The organism is Streptomyces griseus (assembly GCF_001715295.1).
In the GTDB taxonomy this organism is placed as follows: Bacteria; Actinomycetota; Actinomycetes; order Streptomycetales; family Streptomycetaceae; genus Streptomyces; species Streptomyces griseus_G.
In genome coordinates this window covers 159,392-183,627 of record NZ_MDKB01000004.1, presented here as the reverse complement: position 1 = coordinate 183,627, position 24,236 = coordinate 159,392, and the positions used below count along the sequence as shown (strand labels likewise).

Annotated in this window: 21 protein-coding genes and 1 tRNA gene; 18 read left to right on the top strand and 4 right to left on the bottom strand. The window is 72.2% G+C overall.

Going from position 1 to position 24,236, the window contains the following annotated elements; translation table 11 throughout:
* Positions 1-97: 97 nt before the first annotated feature.
* On the bottom strand, positions 98-2,539 hold the full coding sequence (locus BA175_RS22370; RefSeq protein ID WP_175420899.1) for an SCO7613 C-terminal domain-containing membrane protein: 2,442 nt from the start codon (positions 2,537-2,539) through the stop codon (positions 98-100).
* 90 nt (positions 2,540-2,629) lie between these two features.
* Between BA175_RS22370 and BA175_RS22365 the strand changes: the two genes are divergently transcribed.
* The 3 genes from BA175_RS22365 to thrS all read left to right on the top strand — a co-directional run bounded on the left by BA175_RS22365 (position 2,630) and on the right by thrS (position 5,656).
* Positions 2,630-3,076, top strand: a complete 447-nt coding sequence (locus BA175_RS22365) for an SRPBCC family protein (RefSeq protein WP_069173289.1) — start codon at positions 2,630-2,632, stop codon at positions 3,074-3,076.
* Between the two features lie 39 nt (positions 3,077-3,115).
* Positions 3,116-3,187, top strand: a tRNA-Val gene (locus tag BA175_RS22360).
* Between the two features lie 483 nt (positions 3,188-3,670).
* Complete coding sequence (gene thrS, locus BA175_RS22355) at positions 3,671-5,656, top strand: threonine--tRNA ligase (protein ID WP_069173288.1); 1,986 nt, start codon at positions 3,671-3,673, stop codon at positions 5,654-5,656.
* A gap of 36 nt (positions 5,657-5,692) precedes the next feature.
* Here thrS and BA175_RS22350 read toward each other — a convergent pair whose 3' ends face one another.
* A complete protein-coding gene (locus BA175_RS22350; protein ID WP_069173287.1) occupies positions 5,693-6,370 on the bottom strand; it encodes a potassium channel family protein in 678 nt (225 codons plus the stop codon).
* Positions 6,371-6,436: 66 nt separating this feature from the next.
* On the opposite strand from BA175_RS22350, the gene BA175_RS22345 reads away from it, so the two are divergent.
* Complete coding sequence (locus BA175_RS22345) at positions 6,437-7,009, top strand: HIT family protein (RefSeq protein WP_069173286.1); 573 nt, start codon at positions 6,437-6,439, stop codon at positions 7,007-7,009.
* A 75-nt stretch (positions 7,010-7,084) separates the two neighbouring features.
* Here the strand turns inward: BA175_RS22345 and BA175_RS22340 are convergent, their stop codons facing one another.
* Together BA175_RS22340 and BA175_RS22335 are read right to left on the bottom strand one after the other, a co-directional pair.
* Complete coding sequence (locus tag BA175_RS22340) at positions 7,085-8,755, bottom strand: hypothetical protein (protein ID WP_069173285.1); 1,671 nt, start codon at positions 8,753-8,755, stop codon at positions 7,085-7,087.
* A gap of 151 nt (positions 8,756-8,906) precedes the next feature.
* Entirely contained in the window at positions 8,907-11,126 is a 2,220-nt protein-coding gene (locus tag BA175_RS22335) for an elongation factor G-like protein EF-G2 (RefSeq protein ID WP_069173708.1), read from the bottom strand.
* A 288-nt stretch (positions 11,127-11,414) separates the two neighbouring features.
* Here BA175_RS22335 and pgsA point away from each other — a divergent pair, with 288 nt between their 5' ends.
* From pgsA to BA175_RS22265, 14 genes are all read left to right on the top strand, one after another.
* Positions 11,415-12,098, top strand: a complete 684-nt coding sequence (pgsA, locus tag BA175_RS22330; RefSeq protein ID WP_069173284.1) for a phosphatidylinositol phosphate synthase — start codon at positions 11,415-11,417, stop codon at positions 12,096-12,098.
* Positions 12,095-13,018: a phosphatidylinositol mannoside acyltransferase gene (locus tag BA175_RS22325; protein WP_069173283.1), complete on the top strand. Its 924-nt coding sequence runs from the start codon at positions 12,095-12,097 to the stop codon at positions 13,016-13,018. Before pgsA ends, BA175_RS22325 begins: the two co-directional genes overlap by 4 nt.
* On the top strand, positions 13,015-14,178 hold the full coding sequence (locus BA175_RS22320; RefSeq protein ID WP_069173282.1) for a glycosyltransferase family 4 protein: 1,164 nt from the start codon (positions 13,015-13,017) through the stop codon (positions 14,176-14,178). Before BA175_RS22325 ends, BA175_RS22320 begins: the two co-directional genes overlap by 4 nt.
* 66 nt (positions 14,179-14,244) lie before the next feature.
* Positions 14,245-14,790 carry a hypothetical protein gene (locus BA175_RS22315; protein ID WP_069173281.1) on the top strand — a complete coding sequence of 182 codons (546 nt, stop codon included), beginning with the start codon at positions 14,245-14,247 and terminating at the stop codon, positions 14,788-14,790.
* A 326-nt stretch (positions 14,791-15,116) separates the two neighbouring features.
* Entirely contained in the window at positions 15,117-16,037 is a 921-nt protein-coding gene (gene pdxS, locus BA175_RS22310) for a pyridoxal 5'-phosphate synthase lyase subunit PdxS (RefSeq protein ID WP_069173280.1), read from the top strand.
* A gap of 6 nt (positions 16,038-16,043) precedes the next feature.
* Positions 16,044-16,637, top strand: coding sequence for a pyridoxal 5'-phosphate synthase glutaminase subunit PdxT (gene pdxT, locus BA175_RS22305; RefSeq protein ID WP_069173279.1), 594 nt, complete (start codon positions 16,044-16,046; stop codon positions 16,635-16,637).
* A 61-nt stretch (positions 16,638-16,698) separates the two neighbouring features.
* On the top strand, positions 16,699-17,451 hold the full coding sequence (locus BA175_RS22300; protein ID WP_031084826.1) for a YebC/PmpR family DNA-binding transcriptional regulator: 753 nt from the start codon (positions 16,699-16,701) through the stop codon (positions 17,449-17,451).
* 208 nt (positions 17,452-17,659) lie between these two features.
* On the top strand, positions 17,660-18,193 hold the full coding sequence (gene ruvC / locus BA175_RS22295; protein WP_069173278.1) for a crossover junction endodeoxyribonuclease RuvC: 534 nt from the start codon (positions 17,660-17,662) through the stop codon (positions 18,191-18,193).
* Positions 18,190-18,816, top strand: coding sequence for a Holliday junction branch migration protein RuvA (gene ruvA / locus BA175_RS22290; protein ID WP_069173277.1), 627 nt, complete (start codon positions 18,190-18,192; stop codon positions 18,814-18,816). The genes ruvC and ruvA overlap by 4 nt, the downstream gene beginning before the upstream one ends.
* Positions 18,817-18,894: 78 nt before the next feature.
* Entirely contained in the window at positions 18,895-19,980 is a 1,086-nt protein-coding gene (gene ruvB / locus BA175_RS22285) for a Holliday junction branch migration DNA helicase RuvB (RefSeq protein ID WP_069173276.1), read from the top strand.
* A 165-nt stretch (positions 19,981-20,145) separates the two neighbouring features.
* A complete protein-coding gene (gene yajC, locus BA175_RS22280; protein ID WP_069173275.1) occupies positions 20,146-20,634 on the top strand; it encodes a preprotein translocase subunit YajC in 489 nt (162 codons plus the stop codon).
* A 147-nt stretch (positions 20,635-20,781) separates the two neighbouring features.
* Positions 20,782-22,539 (top strand): protein translocase subunit SecD, encoded by a 1,758-nt coding sequence (secD, locus tag BA175_RS22275; RefSeq protein WP_069173274.1) that lies wholly within the window; start codon positions 20,782-20,784, stop codon positions 22,537-22,539.
* 1 nt (position 22,540) lies between these two features.
* Positions 22,541-23,650, top strand: a complete 1,110-nt coding sequence (secF, locus tag BA175_RS22270; RefSeq protein WP_069173273.1) for a protein translocase subunit SecF — start codon at positions 22,541-22,543, stop codon at positions 23,648-23,650.
* A complete protein-coding gene (locus BA175_RS22265) occupies positions 23,647-24,198 on the top strand; it encodes an adenine phosphoribosyltransferase (RefSeq protein ID WP_069173272.1) in 552 nt (183 codons plus the stop codon). Before secF ends, BA175_RS22265 begins: the two co-directional genes overlap by 4 nt.
* The last annotated feature ends 38 nt before the right edge of the window (positions 24,199-24,236 follow it).

Genomic DNA, 24,236 nt, shown 5'->3' with positions numbered 1-24,236 from the left:
GCGTGCTCGGCCCCACCGGCGCCCCCCTCGCGGTCGTATCGGGGCCCGCCTGCCCGCCCGACCCCGGCAGGACGCCGTGGGCCGGGCCCGGGGGAGGTCACCGCATCCGGCCCACGGCGTCCTTCAGCCGGCGCGCGTCACGCAGCCGCTGTTCGTACGTCGCCCCGACCGCGAGCAGTACCAGTCCGGCGACGGCGGGAGGCGCCCAGCGGGGGAGTGCGTCGAAGACCTGGACCACGTGCGGCGCCAGTTCGTGCAGCCCGTCCAGGGCCAGCACCGAGGCGCCCAGCACCAGCGGCGCCCGCAGGCGGAACCGGGCGCCGGCCAGCGTCACCGCCAGCGCTGCGGCCCCCAGCAGCAAGGGCCGCAGCCAGTGGGCGTCACCCCACGCCGCGACGAGACTCGGCACCATCGTGACCGAGAGGGCCGGCCCGTACGCCACCCAGGAGGACGCCTCCGCGTCCCGGCGCCGCAGGGCCCCGACGCCGAACGCGGCCACCGACACCGGCAGGGTGTACGCCTCCGGGGCCGTCACCCCGGAAGCCCCCAGGCGCACCCACGCCGCCGCCACGAACAGTGCCGCCGCCGCGGCCCCCGCCGTCCGCCGCCGTTCCGGGCGCAGCGCGCTGCCCGTGGCCAGCACCCCGCACAGCCCGAGCACCAGCGAGAGGTACGGGGCGTCGGACGCCGCCAGCCCCACCGCCACCACCGCGCCGCACATTCCCGCGGCCTCCACCGGCATCGCCACGGCGTCCGCCCGCAGCCGCGCGCCGAGCACCGTCGTCACCGCGGGCACGACCAGCACCAGCGGCGCCGTACCGGCCGGGTCCAGGCCGACGGCCGCCCCGGCGGCCGTCGCCGCGGCCACGGCCCACAGCACCGAGCCGCACGCCAGGACCGCCCGCACCACCGGCACCCGCGACCGGGCGGCCGCACCGGCGAACAGCATCACCAGCGCCCCGGACACCGCGAGCGTGGCGGGCTCGGTGGCCAGCGCCAGTACCCCGGCGCTCACCGACCCGGCCAGGGCGTACGCCGGCCCGGCCGTCCCGACGCCGCCGGGACCACGCCGCAGGGAGACCAGCAGCAGCCCCGCCACCAGCGACAGTTCGCCCGCTACCGCGAGCGCGTACGGCACGTCGGCCACGGCGAGCAGCGCGAGGACCGCCGCCCAGGACAGACCGAGCGCACCGGCCCCCGCCGCCTCCCGCCACGCGGATCCGGGCGCGAGCGGCGACGTACCGACCCGCAGCCGCCCGGCGTACAGCGCCGTGAGCAGGGCGGCCACCACCCCCAGCACCACCGGCGGCGCGGCGGATCCCGCACCCGGCACCGGCACCCCGAGAGCGTCGCGGAACCCTTCCGGTGCCCCCGCCCAGACCTCCGTCACCAGGGACAGCGGCCCCAGCAGCACGGCGGCCACCACGGGCAGCGCCCACAGCAGCGCGCCCGCCACGACGGCGGCCGACGCGCCCAGCACACCGCGGCCGACCGGCTCCGGGACCCGGAGCCCCGCCACCGCGGTCAGCGCCGCACCGCACAGCAGATACCCCACGACCGACCAGCCCCACGGCAGCCCCGCGCGCGCCACACCGCCCACCGCGGCCACCGCGGCCAGACCGGCCACCGCGCTCGCGGCCGCGGCGGTCTCCTTCGGGGCGTGCCACGCACCGACCAGCGCCACTGCAGCGCCCGCCAGCAGCAGGACGCCCGGACCGACGGCCGCCGGCGGACCGGCCGCCGCCAGGGACTGACCCAGCCCCACGCCCAGGGCGGCCAGCCCGGTCGCCGACGCCCCGGCGCACGCCGTGACCCGTACCGCGAGTCCCCGTCCTCGCACGGCCACCGCCACATCCGCGGCGGCCGTCACCAGGAGCGCCCAGCCGAACACCGAGGCGGACGCGTCCGCCGCCCAGGCCCACAGGACGAGCGGCAACTGTCCCGCCACCACCGCCGTGGGCAGGGGGAGCCGCAGCCGCCCCACTCCCAGCCCGTACGCCGTCCACGCCGAGGCCAGTACCGCGGAGGCGACCGCCGAGAACCGGAGCCCGTCCGTGCCCGGCGCCGCCACCGCGTGCAGGGCGTACGCGTCCAGCACCGTCAGCACCACCGCGACCGCGGCCAGCGACTCGGCGGTCGCGGCCAGCCCGCGTCGCAGCAGCAGGACGGGCGCCACGAGCGCACCCGCAGTCACCGCTGCCAGCACGAGGGAACGGCCGGCGATGCCCATCTCGCCCCAGCTGAAAAGGGTGAACGCGATCGCGGCGACGGTCAGCAGCAGACCGCCGAGGCCCAGCAGCACGTTCCGCGTCCCCCGCGAGGCGTCGGCGGGCCGGGCGGGCGTGGCGGGGCCCCAGGGGCGCGGCCCGGCGGCGGAGGGAGGGGGAGGCACGGCGGAGGCAGGAGCCCCGGCCGGTGCCCGCAGCACACTCAGCAGCCAGGCGCGACGGTTCAGCAACTGCAGACGGCGGGCGTCCAACCGGACGAGTTCGCGATCGAGGAGCGCCAATTCCTCGGCGGGCGGCGGCAGATGTTCCATGTACGGGAGTGTGGCGCCGCTCACGTGCTCGTACATGCGCTCGGGTACTCACTTCCGTCGCTGAGTACGCCCGCGCGCCAGACTGGGACCATGGACTGGAATCACTACCGCTTCACGAGCGTCTGGGAACTCCCCGCCCCGCCCGACACCGTGTACGCCGCCCTCGAACGCGCCGAGGACTACCCCCGCTGGTGGCCGCAGGTCCGCGAGATCAGCCGGATCGACGACTGCGCCGCCACGGCGCGCTTCCGCTCCTCGCTCCCCTACGACCTCGTCCTGACGCTCCGCCAGCACCACCGCGACCCCGCGTCGCGGACCCTCGAAGCCACGATGAACGGCGACCTGGACGGCTGGGCCCGCTGGACCGTCGCCCCGCAGGAGGGCGGCAGCCGGGTCACCTACGAGCAGGAGGTCGACGTCCGCAAGGCGCTGCTGCGCCGGCTCGCCGTGCCCGGGCGCCTCCTCTTCCGCGCCAACCACACCCTGATGATGCGTGCCGGATGCCGCGGACTGCGGGCATGGCTCGAAGCGGTTTGAACCCGGGCCGCCACGCACTGTATGGTTCAACCCGTTCCCGGGCGATTAGCTCAGTGGGAGAGCGCTTCGTTCACACCGAAGAGGTCACTGGTTCGAAACCAGTATCGCCCACCCGGGCAGGGCCGGTCCGTCAGCACCACCGACGGACCGGCTTCTGCGTGCCCGGGCCCTTCGCGCACCCCGGACACCCCGCGGGAGAGACTCCGACGCACCGGTCGACGGGCGAGCCCGCGGGCGGAGCCGCCCCGGCGGGCCCCGCGCATCCGCAGACCCGCCGCGCCGGCCGGGCCGAGGGCCGATCCAGCGGCGTCGCCCCCGTGCTGCGGGTCCTCGGCCCGGCCGGCCGTCGCCGCGGGGGAGGGCGGGCCGGAGAGCCGGAGCGGCTCACCGCCGCGCGCCCGCCCGGGTGGACGGGGCTGAGGGGAGGGCCGGCTGACGAAGCCGCTCCGGGAGGACCCCGACCCGTGGAGGGGCCTGCACGGGAGGCGAGGGGCCGGGACCGGAATCCTTTTGGCGTCCGGCGGCCCCGGCTCGGTACGATTCGCCTTGCGTACGCGAGACGAAGCGGCGCGCCCCCTCAGTCAGGAGAGACCGGTGTCAGACGTCCGTGTGATCATCCAACGCGATTCCGAGCGGGAAGAGCACGTGGTGACGACGGGCACGACGGCCGCCGAGCTCTTCCCCGGGCAGCGCACCGTCGTCGCAGCCCGGGTGGACGGCGAGCTCCGCGACCTCGCGTACGAGCTCGGGGACGGCGAGGTCGTCGAGCCCGTCGAGATCTCCTCCGAGGACGGCCTGAACATCCTGCGGCACTCCACCGCACACGTGATGGCGCAGGCCGTGCAGGAGCTGCACCCCGAGGCCAAGCTCGGCATCGGCCCGCCGGTCAAGGACGGCTTCTACTACGACTTCGACGTCGATAAGCCGTTCACGCCCGAAGATCTCAAGGCCATCGAGAAGAAGATGCAGGAGATCCAGAAGCGGGGCCAGAGGTTCTCCCGCCGCGTCGTGACCGACGAGGCGGCCCGCGAGGAGCTCGCCGACGAGCCGTACAAGCTGGAACTCATCGGCATCAAGGGCTCCGACTCCGTCGAAAGCGCGGGCGACGGCGCGGACGTCGAGGTGGGCGGCGGCGAGCTGACCATCTACGACAACCTCGACCCGAAGACCGGCGAGCTCTGCTGGAAGGACCTCTGCCGGGGTCCGCACCTGCCCACCACCCGGTTCATCCCGGCGTTCAAGCTGATGCGGAACGCCGCGGCGTACTGGCGGGGCAGCGAGAAGAACCCGATGCTCCAGCGCATCTACGGCACCGCCTGGCCCACCAAGGACGAGCTGAAGGCGCACCTGGAGTTCCTGGAGGAGGCCGCCAAGCGCGACCACCGCAAGCTCGGCAACGAGCTGGACCTCTTCTCCTTCCCCGACGAGATCGGCCCCGGTCTCGCCGTGTTCCACCCCAAGGGCGGCGTCATCCGCCGGGCCATGGAGGACTACTCGCGGCGCCGCCACGAGGAGGAGGGCTACGAGTTCGTCTACAGCCCGCACGCCACCAAGGGCAAGCTCTTCGAGAAGTCCGGCCACCTGGACTGGTACGCCGACGGCATGTACCCGCCCATGCAGCTCGACGACGGGGTGGACTACTACCTCAAGCCGATGAACTGCCCGATGCACAACCTGATCTTCGACGCGCGCGGCCGCTCCTACCGCGAACTGCCGCTCCGCCTCTTCGAGTTCGGCACGGTGTACCGGTACGAGAAGTCGGGTGTCGTCCACGGCCTGACCCGCTCGCGCGGCTTCACGCAGGACGACGCGCACATCTACTGCACCCGTGAGCAGATGGCCGAGGAGCTCGACAGGACGCTCACCTTCGTCCTGAACCTGCTCCGTGACTACGGTCTGACCGACTTCTACCTGGAGCTGTCCACCAAGGACCCGGAGAAGTTCGTCGGCTCGGACGAGGCCTGGGAAGAGGCCACCGAGACGCTGCGCCAGGTCGCCGAGAAGCAGGGCCTGCCGCTGGTCCCGGACCCGGGCGGCGCCGCCTTCTACGGCCCGAAGATCTCGGTGCAGTGCAAGGACGCCATCGGCCGTACCTGGCAGATGTCGACCGTGCAGCTCGACTTCAACCTCCCCGAGCGCTTCGACCTGGAGTACACCGGCCCGGACGGCACCAAGCAGCGCCCGGTCATGATCCACCGCGCGCTGTTCGGCTCCATCGAGCGCTTCTTCGCGGTGCTGCTGGAGCACTACGCGGGCGCGTTCCCGGTCTGGCTGGCCCCGGTCCAGGCGGTGGGCATCCCGATCGGCGACACGCACATCCCGTACCTGCAGGAGTTCGCCGCCGAGGCGCGCAGGAAGGGGCTGCGGGTCGAGGTGGACGCCTCCTCGGACCGGATGCAGAAGAAGATCCGCAACCACCAGAAGGCCAAGGTCCCGTTCATGATCATCGTCGGTGACGACGACATGAAGGCGGGTACGGTCTCCTTCCGCCACCGCGACGGTTCGCAGGAGAACGGCATCGCCCGTGACGAGGCGATCGCCAAGCTCGTCGACGTGGTGGAGCGCCGCGTACAGGTGTGATGCCCGCGCCATGAGGCCGGTGAGGCCCCCGGGGAGCTACCCGCTCCCCGGGGGCCCCTTCTCGTCCTGCCGGGAGAACAACTGCACCAGCCACGACGAGAACGATCCCGTCACCGCCCCCAGCAGCGCCAGCCCACACGCCATCAGCCCCGCCGCGATCACCCGGCCCACCGCCGTCACCGGAACCGCGTCGCCGTATCCCACGGTCGTCAGCGTCGTGCAGGCCCACCAGACGGAGTCGCCGAACGTACGGATCGTGGAGTCCGGGGCGCCGCGCTCCTGCTGGTACACGGCCAGCGAGGCGGTGTAGCCCAGCAGGAGCGCGGATGTGCCCGCGTAGGCCATCACCCGGGCGTGCAGGCTGAGCCGGGGCTCCTTCCGGCGCAGCTGGAAACGGGTGTAGAGCTGGACCACCCGCAGCGGGCGCAGCGGCGGCAGGAGGAGGGTGAGGGTGTCCAGCCAGTGGGTGCGGGCGAAGCGCCGCCCTTGGCCGCTGAGGTGGAGCCGGGCGACGTAGTCCACGGCGAACAGGACCCAGGCGACGGCCACCAGGAGGAGGGCGACGTCGTGCCAGGGCCGGGTCGAGCGAGGCATCAGGACGTGGATCGTGTAGCCGGCGAGATAGACGACGGACGCGACGAGGAGCGGCATCTCCGTGCGGTGCTCCCACTCCGCGAGCCGGGGCGGGACGGGGGCGGTGGGGCGGTCGCTCATGGCGCCAGCATCGCCGTGGGCCGGCCGGGTCGGCCCCGGCGACACGCGCGGCGGGAGTGAAGCAATATGCTGGCCGGCATGACGAGTGAGCCGGAGCAGCAGATCGGAGTGGGGTCGCCCGACGCGTTCCAGCGCCTGTGGACGCCTCACCGTATGGCGTACATCCAGGGCGAGAACAAGCCCAGCGGGCCGGGGTCGGGGGACGGCTGTCCTTTCTGCGTGATCCCGTCGAAGTCGGACGAGGACGGGCTGATCATCGCGCGGGGCGAGCGGGTCTACGCCGTCCTGAACCTGTACCCGTACAACGGTGGTCACCTGATGGTGGTGCCGTACCGGCACGTCGCCGACTACACGGAGCTGACCCTGCCGGAGACGGCTGAGCTGGCGGACTTCACCAAGCGGGCCATGGTCGCGCTGCGGGCGGCCTCGGGGGCGCACGGGTTCAACATCGGGCTCAACCAGGGTGCGGCGGCCGGCGCGGGTATCGCCGCCCATCTGCACCAGCACGTCGTTCCCCGCTGGGGCGGGGACACGAACTTCATGCCGGTGGTGGGGAACACCAAGGTGCTGCCGCAGTTGCTGGGTGACACCCGGACGATGCTGGCCGGGGAGTGGCCCGCCGAGGCGCCGTCGGTCTGAGCGGCTCGCGCCGCGGGTCGCCCGGCGCGGTCCTGTGGGGGTGTTCCCGGCGGGGAGCACACCCCCACAGGCATGTCATGCGTCGTAGACGTCGGCCTTCTTCGGTGCGGGGTCCTGGACCAGGCCGCTGAGGACCATGGAGCGGTTGTCGAAGCGTTCGGTGTCGACGCCGTGTTCCTTGAGGACCCGCATCGCCGCGGAGTGCACGACGCGCAGGACGGGGGTGGCCGCCCGCATGGCGTCGTCGGCCATGAAGCGGTGGCCCCAGGGCTTGGCGGCCCAGGCGTGGCGCAGCCCGAACGGCTCCGGCAGGACGAGCTTGCCGCCGAGGTAGTCCAGCAGGGGCGGATACCAGGTGAAGGGTGCGCGCAGGGCGAGCCTGACGACCTCGTTCGCCTTCACGAGCGGGAGGGTGATGGTCCGGGTCTCCCAGAACCGGACGGCCTTCTTGACGGTCTTGGTATCGGCGGCCGGCTTGGTGAGGAACAGCGAGTGGACGGGGCCCAGGGCGTGGCCCGTCACCTCGATGCGCAGGGTCTCGTGGAGCACGGTGACGGTGATCAGCATGGTGATCACCAGCTGGCCGTCCCAGAGGGTGAACTGGACGCCGAGGTAGTGCCGGTCGCCGCTGCCGAACTGCTGGTGGTTGCAGATGCGCTGTATCTCGTGGGGCTTGATCTGGAAGGTGGCGACGTCCTCGCCCTCGGGGCGGGTGACGGAGTCGGCGTTCTCGCCGATGGGGGAGACGATCCAGTGCTTGACCGACGGGGTGGGGAAGCCGCCGGTGTTCAGGGGGCCGCGTTCGAGCATCTTCAGCTGGTCGTGGATGGCCCGGACGACGTCCCAGCTGCGGAACTGGTGGATCTCCTTGGCGGGGTCCGCGGGGGTGAGTTCCTCGGCGAGCTGCCAGCTGCCCCAACGGGTGCCCATGCCGAGGATGCCCTTGGGGCCCGCGTAGAACACGGAGTTGGACTGCTGTTCCGCGGAGAGCTTCTCCAAGCCCTGGCGCAGCGCCTCGCGGGCGGTCTCGCTGGGGTTCTTGGGTACGGCCTCGGGGATCTTGGCGCTCACGGCGGCGCCGGACAGCAGCCCCTCCCAGCGGGCCCGCAGATCCTTGGCCGAGGTCTCGGCGATGCGCTTGGCGAGCACCCAGCCGATGAGGGGGGCGATCACCGTGAGACGGAGGTAGAGGGCGAGGAAACCGGTGAGCGGCATGGCGATCAGGGCCACGGCGGCGGCGGCGCCGAGCACGAGGAGCAGGATGCCGCCGAGCGCCTGGAACGCCTTGTCCTTGGACTTGTTGAGCGAGTCGCGCAGCCTGAACGCGAGGACCCAGAAGAGCAGCCCGGGGAGGAAGGCGAAACCGAAGACGGCCGTCACCAGGGTCAGCCGGGTGTCGCGTGTCTTGCGCAGCCGGGACGCGGACAGGCAGTGCTCGACGACGGTCTGCGGGTCGGTGCCGAAGGACTGGATGAGTGCCTTGCGGGCGCCGCCGAGCATGCGTTCCTGCACGGCCCGGGAGAAGGCCTCACCCAGATTCGGCTTGAAGTAGTCGGACTTGAAGAGCTTGGAATTGCCCGGCTTCACCTCGGACTTGTGCCACTCGCTGTTGGCCTTGAGGATCTCCGTCACATCGCTGTCGCGGTACGCGGCGGAGGCGAGGGCGTTGGTCGCCACCGCCTGCCCGGCCGAGCCCTGGAGCGGGATCTGAGCTCCAGGAGAGAAATCGAATCCGTCGTTGGCCACTGCCGCCCCCACTCGCCGCACGGTCTGCTCCTGCGGCCCTTCCCAACTACCGTATGTCGCACACCTTCTGAGCTGACCCCCCAGCGTATCGTCCGGAACGTGCCGCCGCCCGCAGGCAGAACCGGGTGCGGGCGGCGGACGCCATATCCGGTCAGCCGGCGGTGTTCTCCTCCGTTTCGCGCAGGCGTTCGGCGAGCTGTGCGGGCATGGCCTCGTGCCGGGCGTACGCCCGGTCGAACCGGGCGGTGCCGTGGGTCAGCGAGCGCAGGTCGACGGCGTACCTGCCCATCTCCATCTCCGGCACCTCGGCGCGTACGAGGGTGCGTTCCCCGGCCTCCTGTTCGGTGCCGACGACCCGGCCCCGCCGTCCCGCGAGGTCGCTCATGACCGCCCCCACGTAGTCGTCCGGAACCAGCACCCGTACGTCGGCGACGGGTTCGAGGAGCTGGATCCGGGTGCCCGCCGCCGCTTCGCGCAGAGCCAGCGCACCCGCCGTCTGGAAGGCGGCGTCGGAGGAGTCGACGGCGTGCGACTTGCCGTCGAGCAGCGTGACGCGCACGTCGACGAGCGGATGCCCCGTCGCGAGCCCGCCGGCCGCCTGCGCGCGCACGCCCTTCTCGACGGACGGGACGAACTGGCGGGGCACCGAACCGCCGACCACCTTGTCCACGAACTCGACACCCGTACCGGGGGGCAGCGGCTCCACCTCGATCTCGCAGACGGCGTACTGGCCGTGGCCGCCCGACTGCTTGACGTGCCGGCCGCGGCCGACGGCCCGGGAGGCGAAGGTCTCGCGCAGGGGGACCCGGTGGGGTACCGCGTCCACCCGCACGCCGTACCGGCTGCGCAGGCGTTCCAGCGCCACCTCCGCGTGTGCCTCGCCCATGCACCACAGGACCACCTGCCGCGTGTCCCGGTTCTGCTCCAGCCGCAGGGTGGGGTCCTCGGCGACCAGCCGGGCCAGCCCCTGGGAGAGCTTGTCCTCGTCCGCCTTGCCGTGCGCGCGCACCGCCAGCGGCAGCAGCGGGTCCGGCATCGTCCACGGCTCCACCAGCAGGGGGTCGCCGGGGTCCGAGAGGGTGTCCCCGGTCTCCGCCCCGCCCAGCTTCGACACGCACGCCAGGTCGCCGGCCACACATCGGTCCAGGGGACGCTGCTGCCGGCCGAAGGGTGCGGAGAGTGCGCCGACGCGCACGTCGGCGTCGTGGCGGGGGCGCGTCCCGTGCCCCGGGTCGGTGAGGCCGCGGCCGCACACGTGTACGGGGTCCTCGGGGCGCAGCGTGCCGGAGAAGACGCGGACGAGGGAGACCCGTCCGACGTACGGGTCGGACGTCGTCTGCACGACCTCGGCGACCAGCGGCCCCCCGGGATCGCAGAGGGGGGCGGGGCGCGGTGAACCGTCAGGGGTGGTGACGGCGGGCAGGGCCCGCTCCAGGGGGGAGGGGAAGCCCCGGGTGATCAGCTCCAGCAGTTCGACCGTGCCGACGCCCTGCCGTGCCCCCTCGACGGCAGGGGCGGCCGTGAGGACGGGGTGGAAGGAACCGCTTGCGACGGCCCGTTCCAGATCGGCCACGAGCGTCTCCCCGTCGACGGCCCCGCCGCCGAGGTAGTGGTCCATCAGGGTCTCGTCCTCGCTCTCGGCGATGATCCCCTCGATGAGCCGGTCGCGGGCCTGCGGGAGCGGCTCGCGCCCGTCCCCGTCGGGTGCCGTCTCGCGGCGCTCCCCGGAGGAGTAGTCGAGGGTCCGGCCGGTGAGCAGTCCGGTGAGCCCGGTGAGCGGGGCGTGCCCGTCCGGGCCCTGCGGCCCCTGTACGGGCAGGTAGAGCGGGAGCACGGCATCGGGGTCGTCGCCGCCGAAGATCCGGCCGCAGACCCGGGTCATCTCCTCGAACGACGTGCGCGCGGTGTCGAGGTGGGTGACGACGACGGCGCGTGGCATGCCCACGGCCGCGCACTCCTCCCAGACGGCGCGCGTGGTGGCCGCCACGGTGTCGGCCTCCTGCGCCGCCGACACGACGAAGAGGGCCGCGTCCGCCGCCCGCAGACCGGCCCTGAGTTCCCCGACGAAGTCCGCGTACCCCGGGGTGTCCAACAGATTGATCTTGTAGCCGCCCCATGCGACGGGGACGAGCGAGAGCTGTACGGAACGGTGGCGGCGCCGCTCGATCTCCTCGTGGTCCGAGACGGTCGCCCCGTCCTCGACCCGGCCGGCCCGGTTGAGCGCTCCGGCCGTCAGCGCGAGTGCTTCGACCAGGGTGGTCTTGCCCGAGCCGCTGTGGCCGACCAGCGCCACGTTCCGTACGGAAGCGGGCCCGTCGGCCGTCACCGCCCTGCCGGCGGCTCCGCTGTGCGTATGTGTCCTGTCGCCCATGATGCGTGCCTCCCGGTGGGTGGCCCGGTGCCGGGTGGGCACCGGCGCGGTGAGGGGGAGAAGCCGCACGGGCGAGGGGAGCCGTCGCGGCGGCTTCGGCGACGCCCGCGGTACTTCGAGCTTTCCACCGACACCGTGCCGCGTCCATACGGGCCGGGCCCGCCGTCCGCCGGGCCCGGGAGATCGGCCGGGACGGGGTGCCCCGCCGTGGGCCGGCCCGGCTCGTGACTACGATGGGCCCGCCGGCGGCCGAACGGGCCGCACGGCCCGCCGAACCTCGGGAAGGCCATGCTGAACAAGTACGCGCGTGCATTCTTCACGCGTGTCCTCACGCCGTTCGCCGCTCTGCTGCTCCGCCTCGGGGTCAGCCCCGACGCGGTCACACTCGTCGGCACGGCCGGAGTGATGGCGGGTGCGCTGGTCTTCTTCCCGATGGGGGAGTTCTTCTGGGGCACGATCGTCATCACCGCCTTCGTCTTCTCGGACCTGGTCGACGGCAACATGGCCCGCCAGGCCGGGATCTCCAGCCGGTGGGGCGCGTTCCTCGACTCGACCCTGGACCGGGTCGCGGACGGGGCGATCTTCGCCGGGTTCGCGCTCTGGTACGCGGGCAGCGGTGACGACAACACGCTGTGCGCGGTCGCGATCTTCTGTCTGGCCAGCGGCCAGGTGGTCTCGTACACGAAGGCGCGCGGCGAGTCGATCGGCCTTCCGGTCGCCGTGAACGGGCTGGTGGAGCGTGCCGAGCGGCTGGTGATCTCCCTGGTCGCGGCCGGGCTCGCCGGGCTCCACGGCTTCGGCGTACCCGGGATCCAGGTCCTGCTGCCGATCGCGCTGTGGATCGTCGCCGCGGGCAGCCTGGTCACCCTGGTCCAGCGGGTGGTGACCGTGCGCAGGGAGTCCGCCGAGGCCGACGCCGCAGCCGCGGTCGCCGGCGGGTCCTCGGAGCAGGGGAGCGAGGCCGCGCGGTGAGCGGCACGGGACCCGATCTGAGGGGGCGGCTGACCGACGGGCTGTACGGGCTCGGCTGGGGCGCCGTCAAGAAGCTCCCCGAGCCGGTGGCCGCGGCGCTCTTCCGCACCCTCGCCGACCAGGTGTGGAAGCGGCGGGGCACGTCCGTCCTGCGCCTGGAGTCCAACCTCGCCCGCGTGGTGCCCGGAGCGGACGCGGCCCGCCTCGCCGAACTGTCCAGGGCGGGCATGCGCTCGTACATGCGTTACTGGATGGAGTCCTTCCGGCTGCCCACCTGGAGCGACCGGCGGATCAAGGACAGCATCCACGTCCGCGACGCCCGCCGGCTCACGGAGGGGCTGGACGCCGGCCGCGGAGTCGTCCTCGCGCTGCCGCACCTGGGGAACTGGGACCTCGCGGGCGCCTGGGTCACCACGGACCTCAAGGTGCCGTTCACGACCGTGGCCGAGCGGCTCGACCCGGAGAGCCTCTACGACCGGTTCGTCGCCTACCGCCAGGGACTCGGCATGGAGGTGCTGCCGCACAGCGGCGGATCCGCCTTCGGCACCCTGGCACGGCGGCTGCGCAGCGGCGGGCTGGTCTGCCTGGTCGCGGATCGCGACCTGTCGGCCTCCGGCGTCGAGGTCAGCTTCTTCGGCGACACCGCGCGGATGCCCGCGGGACCGGCGTTGCTGGCCCAGCAGACCGGGGCGCTGCTGCTGCCCGTCACCCTCTGGTACGACGGCACGCCCGTGATGCAGGCGCGTGTCCATCCGCCGGTCGCCGAACCGGAGACAGGTACCCGCGCCGAGAAGACGTCCGCCATGACACAGGCGCTGGCCGACGCCTTCGCCACCGGGATCGCCGAGCACCCGGAGGACTGGCACATGCTGCAGCGGCTCTGGCTCTCCGACCTGGAACCCCGGGGAGGGACCGCGTGAAGATCGGCATCGTCTGCCCGTACTCCTGGGACGTCCCGGGCGGGGTGCAGTTCCACATCCGCGACCTGGCCGACCACCTGATCCGCCAGGGCCACCACGTCTCCGTACTGGCTCCCGCCGACGACGAGACGCCGCTGCCCCCGTACGTGGTGTCCGCGGGCCGTGCGGTGCCCGTCCCGTACAACGGCTCCGTCGCCCGTCTGAACTTCGGCTTCCTGTCCGCCGCGCGGGTGCGACGCTGGCTGCACGACGGCACCTTCGACGTCATCCACATCCACGAGCCGACCTCACCGTCGCTGGGGCTGCTCACCTGCTGGGCGGCGCGGGGGCCGATCGTCGCCACCTTCCACACCTCCAACCCGCGCTCCCGGGCCATGATCGCGGCCTACCCCATCCTCCAGCCGGCGCTGGAGAAGATCAGCGCGCGCGTCGCGGTCAGCGAGTACGCGCGCCGCACCCTGGTCGAGCACCTCGGCGGGGACGCCGTGGTCATCCCCAACGGGGTGGACGTCGGCTTCTTCGCCCGGGCCGAGCCGAATGCCGAGTGGCAGGGCGGCACGATCGGGTTCATCGGGCGCATCGACGAACCGCGCAAGGGGCTGCCCGTCCTGATGAAGGCGCTCCCCGCGATCCTCGCGGCCCGTCCGGAGACCCGGCTGCTCGTCGCCGGCCGCGGTGACGAGGAGGAGGCGGTCGCCTCGCTCCCGGAGGGGATGCGCGGACGGGTCGAGTTCCTGGGCATGGTGAGCGACGAGGACAAGGCACGGCTGCTGCGCAGCGTCGACGTGTACATCGCGCCGAACACCGGCGGTGAGAGCTTCGGCATCATCCTGGTCGAGGCGCTGTCGGCGGGCGCGCCCGTCCTCGCCAGCGACCTGGACGCGTTCGCGCAGGTACTCGACCAGGGGGCCGCCGGAGACCTCTTCGCCAACGAGGACGCGGACGCCCTGGCCGCGGCGGCGGTCCGGCTCCTCGCCGACCCGGACCGGCGGGCGGGGCTGCGGGAGCGCGGCAGCGCACACGTACGCCGCTTCGACTGGTCGACCGTCGGGGCGGACATCCTCGCGGTGTACGAGACGGTGACGGACGGGGCGGCGGCCGTGGACGCGGACGAGCGCACGGGGCTGCGCGCACGGTTCGGGCTGGCCGCCCGGGACTGAGGGGCCCCGGCGGCCGGACGGGTGGGGCCCTGCGGCCGCCCCGGACGCCGCCGGTAGCCTCGGGCCGTGATCGAAACCCTCATCTGGATCGCCGTCGCGCTCTTCGCGGTCGGCCTGTACCTCAGCTGGACCGCCGGGCGGCTCGACCGGCTCCACTCCCGTATGGACGCGGCCCGCGCCGCCCTGGACGCCCAGTTGCTGCGCCGGGCCTCGGTCACCCAGGAACTGGCCACCTCCGGTGTCCTGGACCCCGCGGCGTCGATCGTGCTGTACGAGTCGGCGCACGCGGCCCGGCAGGCCGAGGAGGAGCAGCGCGAGGTCGCAGAGAGCGAGCTGAGCGCCGCCCTGCGGGCCGTGTTCGGCGAGACGGCGCAGGTCGAGGCGGTGAAGGAGATCCCCGGCGGGCAGGAGGCCACGCGGGAGCTGGCCGCCGCCGTGCGCCGCGTGCCGATGGCACGGCGCTTCCACAACGACGCTGTGCGGGCCGCCCGTGCCCTGCGCACCCACCGCACGGTGCGGCTCTTCCGGCTCGCCGGGCACGCGCCCTTCCCCCTGGCGTTCGAGATGGACGACGAGCCGCCGGTCGCCCTCGCGGACCGGCCCGGCACCTGAGAGCTCGCCGGGTGACCTCCGACCCGGGGCCACGCCCCGGCACGCACGCTCCGGCGTCGCCGGCCTGCCCCGGCAGCTCCGCCGCAGGGGCACCCCGGCGCCTCGCAACCGCACGCACGTGGCCGCGTCCGCTGTCCGTCCGGCAGCCCTCCGGCAGGCTCCGAGGCACGCGTCGGCGCGGGGAAGAGCCGCAGCGGGCTCGGCGCGGGAAGTGCCGCATCGGGCGAAAACGGTCCACGGGGTGTCCATTGGCCCTTGCAGTGGACTGGTCGCGGGGCGTTTGCTCAGGGCAGCAGTCAGCCCTTTCACCCCAGTGAGGTCGATCCGTGTCCACGCTTCCCCGTACCCCGCAGTCCGCCGAGACCCCGGCCACCGGCACCGCCCGCGTCAAGCGCGGCATGGCCGAGCAGCTCAAGGGCGGCGTGATCATGGACGTCGTCGACGCCGAGCAGGCGAAGATCGCCGAGGACGCGGGCGCCGTGGCCGTCATGGCCCTGGAGCGGGTCCCGGCCGACATCCGCAAGGACGGCGGCGTGGCCCGGATGTCCGACCCCAACATGATCGAAGAGATCATCGAGGCCGTCTCCATCCCCGTCATGGCCAAGTCCCGCATCGGGCACTTCGTCGAGGCCCAGGTGCTGCAGTCCCTCGGTGTCGACTACATCGACGAGTCCGAGGTCCTCACCCCGGCCGACGAGGTCAACCACAGCGACAAGTTCGCCTTCACCACGCCGTTCGTCTGCGGCGCCACCAACCTGGGCGAGGCGCTGCGCCGCATCGCCGAGGGGGCCGCGATGATCCGCTCGAAGGGTGAGGCCGGTACCGGCAACGTGGTCGAGGCCGTCCGCCACCTGCGCCAGATCAAGAACGAGATCGCCCGGCTGCGCGGCTACGACAACAACGAGCTGTACGCCGCCGCCAAGGACCTGCGCGCCCCCTACGAGCTGGTCAAGGAGGTCGCCGAGCTGGGCAAGCTGCCCGTCGTCCTCTTCTCGGCCGGCGGCGTCGCCACGCCGGCGGACGCGGCGCTGATGCGCCAGCTCGGCGCCGAGGGCGTCTTCGTGGGCTCCGGCATCTTCAAGTCCGGCGACCCCGCCAAGCGTGCCGCCGCCATCGTGAAGGCCACCACCTTCTACGACGACCCGAAGATCATCGCGGACGCCTCGCGCAACCTCGGTGAGGCCATGGTCGGCATCAACTGCGACACGCTGCCCGAGGCCGAGCGCTACGCCAACCGCGGCTGGTAAGCACCGATGACCGACACCCCTGTCATCGGCGTCCTGGCGCTCCAGGGCGACGTGCGGGAACACCTGATCGCCCTGGCCTCGGCGGACGCCCTGGCCAGGCCGGTCCGGCGTCCCGAGGAGCTCGCCGAGGTCGACGGACTGGTCATACCCGGCGGCGAGTCCACCACGATGTCCAAGCTGGCCGTCCTCTTCGGCATGATGGAACCGCTGCGCGAGAGGGTCGCCGCCGGCCTGCCCGTCTACGGCACCTGCGCCGGGATGATCCTGCTCGCCGACAAGATCCTGGACCCGCGTGCGGGCCAGGAGACCGTCGGCGGCATCGACATGATCGTGCGGCGCAACGCCTTCGGCCGGCAGAACGAGTCCTTCGAGGCGGCTGTCGACGTCGACGGCGTACCCGGCGGACCCGTGGAGGGCGTCTTCATCCGGGCGCCCTGGGTGGAGTCCGTCGGCGCCCGCGCGGAGGTCCTGGCGGTGCACGGCGGCCATATCGTGGCCGTACGCCAGGGAAACGTCATGGCGACGTCGTTCCACCCGGAACTGACCGGCGATCACCGCGTGCACGCGTTCTTCACCGACATGGTGCGCGCCGTGGGCTGATCCGATCCCGGTAGGATCTCTCGGGTTCGGATCGATTTTGGTGACGCGAAGGAGAAGGCAGATGTCCGGCCACTCTAAATGGGCTACGACGAAGCACAAGAAGGCCGTGATCGACGCCAAGCGCGGCAAGCTCTTCGCGAAGATGATCAAGAACATCGAGGTCGCGGCCCGCACGGGCGGCGCCGACGTGTCCGGTAACCCGACCCTTTTCGACGCCATCCAGAAGGCCAAGAAGAGCTCGGTCCCGAACAAGAACATCGATTCGGCGGTCAAGCGCGGTGCCGGTCTCGAGGCCGGTGGCGCCGACTACGAGACGATCATGTACGAGGGCTACGGCCCGAACGGCGTCGCGGTGCTCATCGAGTGCCTCACCGACAACCGCAACCGCGCCGCGTCCGACGTCCGGGTCGCCATGACCCGTAACGGCGGCTCGATGGCGGACCCGGGCTCGGTCTCGTACCTGTTCAACCGCAAGGGCGTCGTGATCGTGCCCAAGGGTGAGCTGTCCGAGGACGACGTGCTCGGAGCGGTGCTCGACGCGGGCGCCGAGGAGGTCAACGACCTCGGGGACACCTTCGAGGTGCTCAGCGAGGCCACCGACATGGTCGCGGTCCGCACCGCCCTGCAGGAGGCCGGCATCGACTACGACTCGGCCGAGGCGAACTTCGTCCCGACCATGCAGGTCGAGCTCGACGAGGAGGGCGCGCGCAAGATCTTCAAGCTGATCGACGCGCTGGAGGACAGCGACGACGTGCAGAACGTCTTCGCCAACTTCGACGTCTCCGACGAGGTCATGGAGAAGGTCGACGCCTGAGAGCCTGCCGGGTATGACCTGCGGCCGAAAAGCCGACGCGGTCCGGTGCGTGGCCGCTCGGCCGGAGACCGGAGACCACCCGACAGGCTCCGAGGGCGGCAGTCACCTTGCGACGGGCCGACGGGACACACCCGTCGGCCCGTCGCATTGTCAGTGGCAGCCGATAGCCTGCGGGAACAGATGACCGAGCGGCGGAGGGGGCTCCTACATGCGGGTGCTGGGCGTGGACCCGGGGCTGACCCGGTGCGGCGTCGGGGTGGTCGACGGCGTGGCTGGCCGTCCGCTGACGATGACCGGCGTCGGGGTGGTGCGCACCCCGGCGGACGCGGAGCTCGGCCACCGGCTGGTCGCCATCGAACAGGGCATCGAGCAGTGGCTCGACGAGTACCGCCCCCAGTTCGTCGCCGTGGAGCGCGTGTTCAGCCAGCACAACGTCCGTACGGTGATGGGCACCGCCCAGGCGAGCGCCGTCGCCATGCTGTGCGCGTCCCGCCGGGGCATCCCCGTCGCCCTGCACACCCCCAGCGAGGTCAAGGCGGCCGTCACGGGATCGGGCCGCGCGGACAAGGCGCAGGTCGGGGCCATGGTGACCAGGCTGCTGCGGCTCGACGCGCCCCCCAGGCCCGCCGACGCCGCCGACGCACTGGCCCTCGCCATCTGCCATATCTGGCGCGCACCCGCGCAGAACCGACTGCAACAGGCCGTCGCCGCCCACCGCACGCTGAAAGGCCGTACCGCATGATCGCCTTCGTCTCCGGCCCGGTGGCCGCCCTCACCCCCTCGACAGCCGTGGTCGAGGTCGGCGGCATCGGCATGGCCGTCCAGTGCGCGCCCGGCACACTCGCCGGCCTGCGCATCGGCCAGGAGGCCAGGCTGGCCACCTCCCTCGTCGTCCGGGAGGACTCGCTCACCCTCTACGGCTTCGCCGACGACGACGAGCGGCAGGTCTTCGAACTCCTCCAGACCGCCAGCGGCGTCGGCCCCCGGCTCGCCCAGGCCATGCTCGCCACCCACAGCCCGGACGCCCTGCGCACCGCCGTCGCCACGGGCGACGAGAAGGCGCTCACCGCCGTGTCCGGGATCGGCAAGAAGGGCGCCCAGAAGCTCCTGCTGGAGCTGAAGGACCGGCTCGGCGAGCCCGTCGGGACACCTGCCGGACGGCAGGGCGTCGGCGCCGCCGTCAGCTCCTCCTGGCGCGACCAGCTGCAGGCCGCCCTCATCGGCCTGGGCTACGCCACCCGCGAGGCCGACGAGGCCGTGACCGCCGTGGCCCCGCAGGCCGAGGCGGCGATCGCCGGGGGCGGCCAGGCCCCCGTGCCCCAGCTGCTGCGCGCCGCCCTGCAGACGCTCAACCGCGCACGCTGACCGCAGGGGCTCGACGCCCCGCAGGCCGGCCGGGACACCGCACGGCCCGGCACCGAACCACCCGAGGCGGGACTCACGATGAACTGGGACGAGACCGGGCCCGACACCGGCGAGATGACGGACGAGCGGCTGGAGGACCGGCTGGTCGCCGCCGGAGCGGACGGCGAGGACACCGCGGTCGAGGCTGCCCTGCGCCCGAAGGACCTCGACGAGTTCGTCGGCCAGGAGAAGGTGCGCGAACAGCTCGACCTGGTCCTCAAGGCCGCCCGGGCCCGCGGTGCCACGGCCGACCACGTGCTGCTCTCCGGCGCCCCCGGCCTCGGCAAGACCACCCTCTCCATGATCATCGCGGCCGAGATGAACGCCCCGATCAGGATCACCTCCGGCCCCGCCATCCAGCACGCCGGTGACCTCGCGGCGATCCTCTCCTCCCTCCAGGAGGGTGAGGTCCTCTTCCTCGACGAGATCCACCGCATGTCCAGGCCCGCCGAGGAGATGCTGTACATGGCGATGGAGGACTTCCGCGTCGACGTCATCGTCGGCAAGGGCCCCGGCGCCACGGCCATCCCGCTCGAGCTGCCGCCCTTCACCCTCGTGGGCGCCACCACCAGGGCAGGACTCCTGCCTCCGCCGCTGCGCGACCGCTTCGGCTTCACCGGCCACATGGAGTTCTACGAGCCGACGGAACTGGAGCGCGTCCTCCACCGCTCCGCCGGCCTCCTGGACGTGGCCATAGACACCGCGGGGGCCGCGGAGATCGCCGGACGCTCCCGCGGAACGCCCCGCATCGCCAACCGGCTGCTGCGCCGCGTCCGGGACTACGCCCAGGTCAAGGCCGAGGGGCGGATCGACCGCGACATCGCCGCCGCGGCCCTGCGGGTCTACGAGGTAGACGCCCGCGGCCTCGACCGGCTGGACCGCGCCGTGCTCGGCGCCCTGCTGAAACTCTTCGGCGGAGGACCCGTCGGGCTGTCCACCCTCGCGGTCGCGGTGGGGGAGGAGCGCGAGACGGTCGAGGAGGTCGCCGAGCCCTTTCTCGTACGCGAGGGGCTGCTCGCCAGGACGCCGCGCGGCCGGGTCGCCACGCCCGCCGCCTGGGCCCACCTCGGACTCGTACCGCCGCAGCACGGCGCAAAGGGACAACAGGGCCTGTTCGGGGCGTGATGCGTCACAGGTTTTCGCGGAGGGGAACCACGGTGCCATGCTGGGCGTTGTTCCAATGATGCGGACTCGCTTAGACTCCGCCGATGCCGCCCGTACAGGTCGGTGTACCCACCCCCGTAGACCAGGCCGCCTCGCAGCGCGGTCGTGCGAAGGAAGTTCCGTCCCGTGAGTCTCGTGACCCTCCTCCCCTTCATCGTGCTCATCGGGGCCATGTTCCTGATGACCCGGTCCGCCAAGAAGAAGCAGCAGGCGGCTGCGCAGATGCGCGACGACATGCAGCCCGGTACCGGCGTCCGGACGATCGGGGGCATGTACGCCACCGTCAAGGAGATCCTGGACGACACGGTCCTCCTCGAGGTCGCCCCCGGCGTCCACGCCGTCTACGCGAAGAACGCCATCGGCGCCGTCCTGGACGACGCGGAGTACAACCGCATCGTCCACGGTGACGACGACGACCTGAAGGTCGACGGCGCCGTCGTCCCGGACGACGCCTCCTCGCTCACCGCCGGGCAGGCGGACACGGAGGACGAGACGGCCGGCGCGAAGACTGACCTGACCAAGAAGGCCGACGGCGCCACCGCCGCGCCGAAGGGCTCCGACGAGGACTCCGAGGTCAAGGACGCGAAGACCGACGGCGAGGGCGGCGCGAAGTAGCTTCACGATCCCGGGACGCCGGACACCTGCGGGTGTCCGGCGTCCCGCGGGCCGTGGGGCCTTCTGCGGGGCCGGGTCCCCACATCACTCAGTGGCCGCTCGGGCGCGTACCCGGCGCGGGGCGGTTGGACAGGGAGAAACGAAAAGGTGGCAGCACCGAAGAAGGGCCGGGGATCAACCGGTGGACAGGGCAAGCCGGGCCGTGCCCTGGCTCTGATCCTCATCGCCATGGTCGCGCTCACCGGCGGGATGTTCCTGTCCGGTCACACCACGCCCCGGCTTGGTATCGACCTGGCGGGTGGCACCTCGATCACGCTCAAGGCGAAGAGCCAGCCGGGCAAGCCGGACGCGATCAACGAGACCAACATGAACACCGCGGTCAGCATCATCGAACGCCGTGTCAATGGTCTGGGTGTCTCCGAGGCCGAGGTTCAGACCCAGGGCAAGTCGAACATCATCGTCAACATCCCCAAGGGGACGAATTCGAAGCAGGCCCGGGAACAGGTCGGGACGACCGCCCAGCTCTACTTCCGCCCCGTGCTCACCGTCGCCGGGGGCGCGCCGACGCCCACGGGCTCGGCGAGCCCGTCCGGGAGCGGTTCCGGGAAGCCGAGCGCCACGCCCAGTGCGAAGGCGAGCGACCCGGAGACCGCGTCCGACGGCAAGGGCACGCCCTCGGCGACCGCCACCACCCAGGGCCGCGCGGTCACCGGCGCCCTGAAGCAGGACGCGACACCGAACGCCGGCCCCTCGGGCAGCGGCAAGCCCAGTGAGACCCCGGCCGGGACCGAGAAGCCCGACGCGGCCACCGCGGCCCTGCAGAAGAAGTTCACCGAGCTCGACTGCGGCAACGCCGCGGCCCGCGCCAAGGCCGGCGACGGCGTCAAGCCCGAGGACCCCACGGTCGCGTGCAGCTCCGAGGGGGACGCCAAGTACCTCCTCGGCCCGGCCGAGGTCTCCGGTACGGACGTCGACGACGCCAAGGCGCAGTTCGACCAGCAGCGCGGCATCTGGCTCGTCTCGATGGAGTTCACCGACAAGGGCTCCAAGAAGTTCCAGACGATCACCAAGAAGCTCTCCGCCCAGCAGTCCCCGCAGAACCAGTTCGCGATCTCCCTCGACGGCGAGGTCGTCTCGGCGCCCCAGGTGAACGAGACGCTCAGCGGCAGCGCCGAGATCTCCGGCAGCTTCACCCAGCAGTCGGCCGAGGACCTCGCCAACGTCCTGTCCTACGGTGCGCTCCCGCTGTCCTTCAGCGAGGACACGGTCACCACCGTCACCGCCGCCCTCGGCGGCGAACAGCTCGAGGCCGGCCTCATCGCGGGTGCCATCGGGCTCGCCCTGGTCATCATCTATCTGGTGGCCTACTACCGCGGCCTGGCGTTCATCGCGCTCCTCAGCCTCCTGGCCTCCGGCATCCTGACCTACACGATCATGGCGCTGCTCGGCCCGGCCATCGGCTTCGCGCTGAACCTCCCCGCCGTCTGCGGTGCCATCGTGGCGATCGGGATCACGGCGGACTCGTTCATCGTCTACTTCGAACGCATCCGGGACGAGATCCGCGAAGGCCGTACACTCCGTCCGGCCGTCGAGCGCGCCTGGCCCCGGGCCCGGCGCACCATCCTCGTCTCCGACTTCGTGTCGTTCCTCGCCGCCGCGGTGCTCTTCCTCGTCACGGTCGGCAAGGTCCAGGGCTTCGCGTTCACGCTGGGTCTCACGACCCTCCTCGACGTCGTCGTGGTGTTCCTCTTCACCAAGCCGGTCATGACGCTCATGGCCCGCACGAAGTTCTTCGCCGGCGGCAACTCGTGGTCCGGTCTGGACCCGAAGCGGCTGGGCGCCAAGCCGCCGCTACGCCGCACACGCCGTGTCAACGCCCGCACCGACCACCCGAAGGAGGCGTGAGATGTCGCGACTCGGCACTCTCGGCGCCCGGCTCTACCGAGGCGAGGTCGGCTACGACTTCATCGGCAAGCGCAAGATCTGGTACGGCGTCTCGATCCTGATCACCATCACGGCCATCGTCGGCCTGGCGGTCAGCGGCCTGAACATGGGCATCGAGTTCAAGGGCGGCGCGGTCTTCACGACCGACACCAAGGCGAAGGTCTCGGTCAGCCAGGCCCACGAGGACGCGGTGGCGGCCTCCGGTCACGAGGCGATCGTCCAGGAACTCGGCAACGGCGGCCTCCGGATCCAGATCACCGAGGTCGACACCGCCAAGGCCGACCAGATCAAGGCCCAGCTCTCCGACGACCTCGGCATCCCCGAGTCGAAGATCAACGCGGACCTCGTCGGCCCCAGCTGGGGTGAGCAGATCGCCAACAAGGCCTGGACCGGCCTCGGCATCTTCATGGTCCTCGTGGTGGTCTACCTCGCCATCGCCTTCGAGTGGCGGATGGCCATCGCGGCCCTCGTGGCACTGATCCACGACATCACCATCACGGTCGGCGTCTACGCCCTGGTCGGCTTCGAGGTCACCCCGGGCACCGTGATCGGTCTGTTGACCATCCTCGGTTACTCCCTCTACGACACGGTGGTCGTCTTCGACAGCCTCAAGGAGGGCACGCACGGGATCACCAAGCAGACCCGCTGGACCTACAGCGAGATCGCCAACCGTTCGATCAACGGCACGCTCGTGCGCTCCATCAACACCACCGTCGTCGCGCTGCTGCCGGTCGCCGGTCTGCTCTTCATCGGTGGTGGTGTCCTCGGCGCCGGCATGCTGAACGACATCTCCCTGTCGCTCTTCGTCGGCCTCGCCGCCGGCGCGTACTCCTCGATCTTCATCGCCACGCCGCTGGTCGCGGACCTCAAGGAACGCGAGCCGCAGATGAAGGCCCTGAAGAAGCGGATCCTCGCCAAGCGGGCCGCCGCCTTGGCCAAGGGCGAGTCGCCGGAGGACGACGGTGACGACCGGGCGCAGGACCTCGGCCCGGAGACCGAGACCGCGGGGGCCGTCGTCGGTCAGCGCCGCCAGCACGGCGGCCACGGCCGGACGCCGGGGAACCGCCGATGACCAGCACCGCCGCACCCATCCGCGACCTGCTGCTCAGCCGGATCCGTGATGTGCCGGACTACCCGAAGCCGGGAGTGCTGTTCAAGGACATCACCCCGCTCCTGGCGGACCCGGTCGCCTTCACCGCGCTCACCGAGCACCTCGCGGAGCTCTGCGTGCGCCACGGCGCCACCAAGGTCGTGGGCCTGGAGGCACGCGGGTTCATCCTGGCCGCACCGGTCGCCGTCCGGGCCGGGCTCGGCTTCGTCCCCGTGCGCAAGGCAGGGAAGCTGCCCGGGGCGACGCTCACGCGGGCCTACGAGCTCGAGTACGGCACGGCCGAGATCGAGGTCCACGCCGAGGACCTGTCCGTCGACGACCGGATCATGGTCATCGACGACGTCCTGGCCACCGGCGGGACCGCGGAGGCCTCGCTGGAGCTGATTCGGCAGGCCGGCGCCGACGTGGCGGGGGTGTCCGTCCTCATGGAACTCGGCTTCCTCGGCGGCCGCGCCAGGCTCGGGACGGGGCTGCGGGGCGCCCCGGTCGAGGCATTGATCACGCTCTGAGAGCCTGGCGGGTGACCTGGGATCGACAAGCGGGCGCG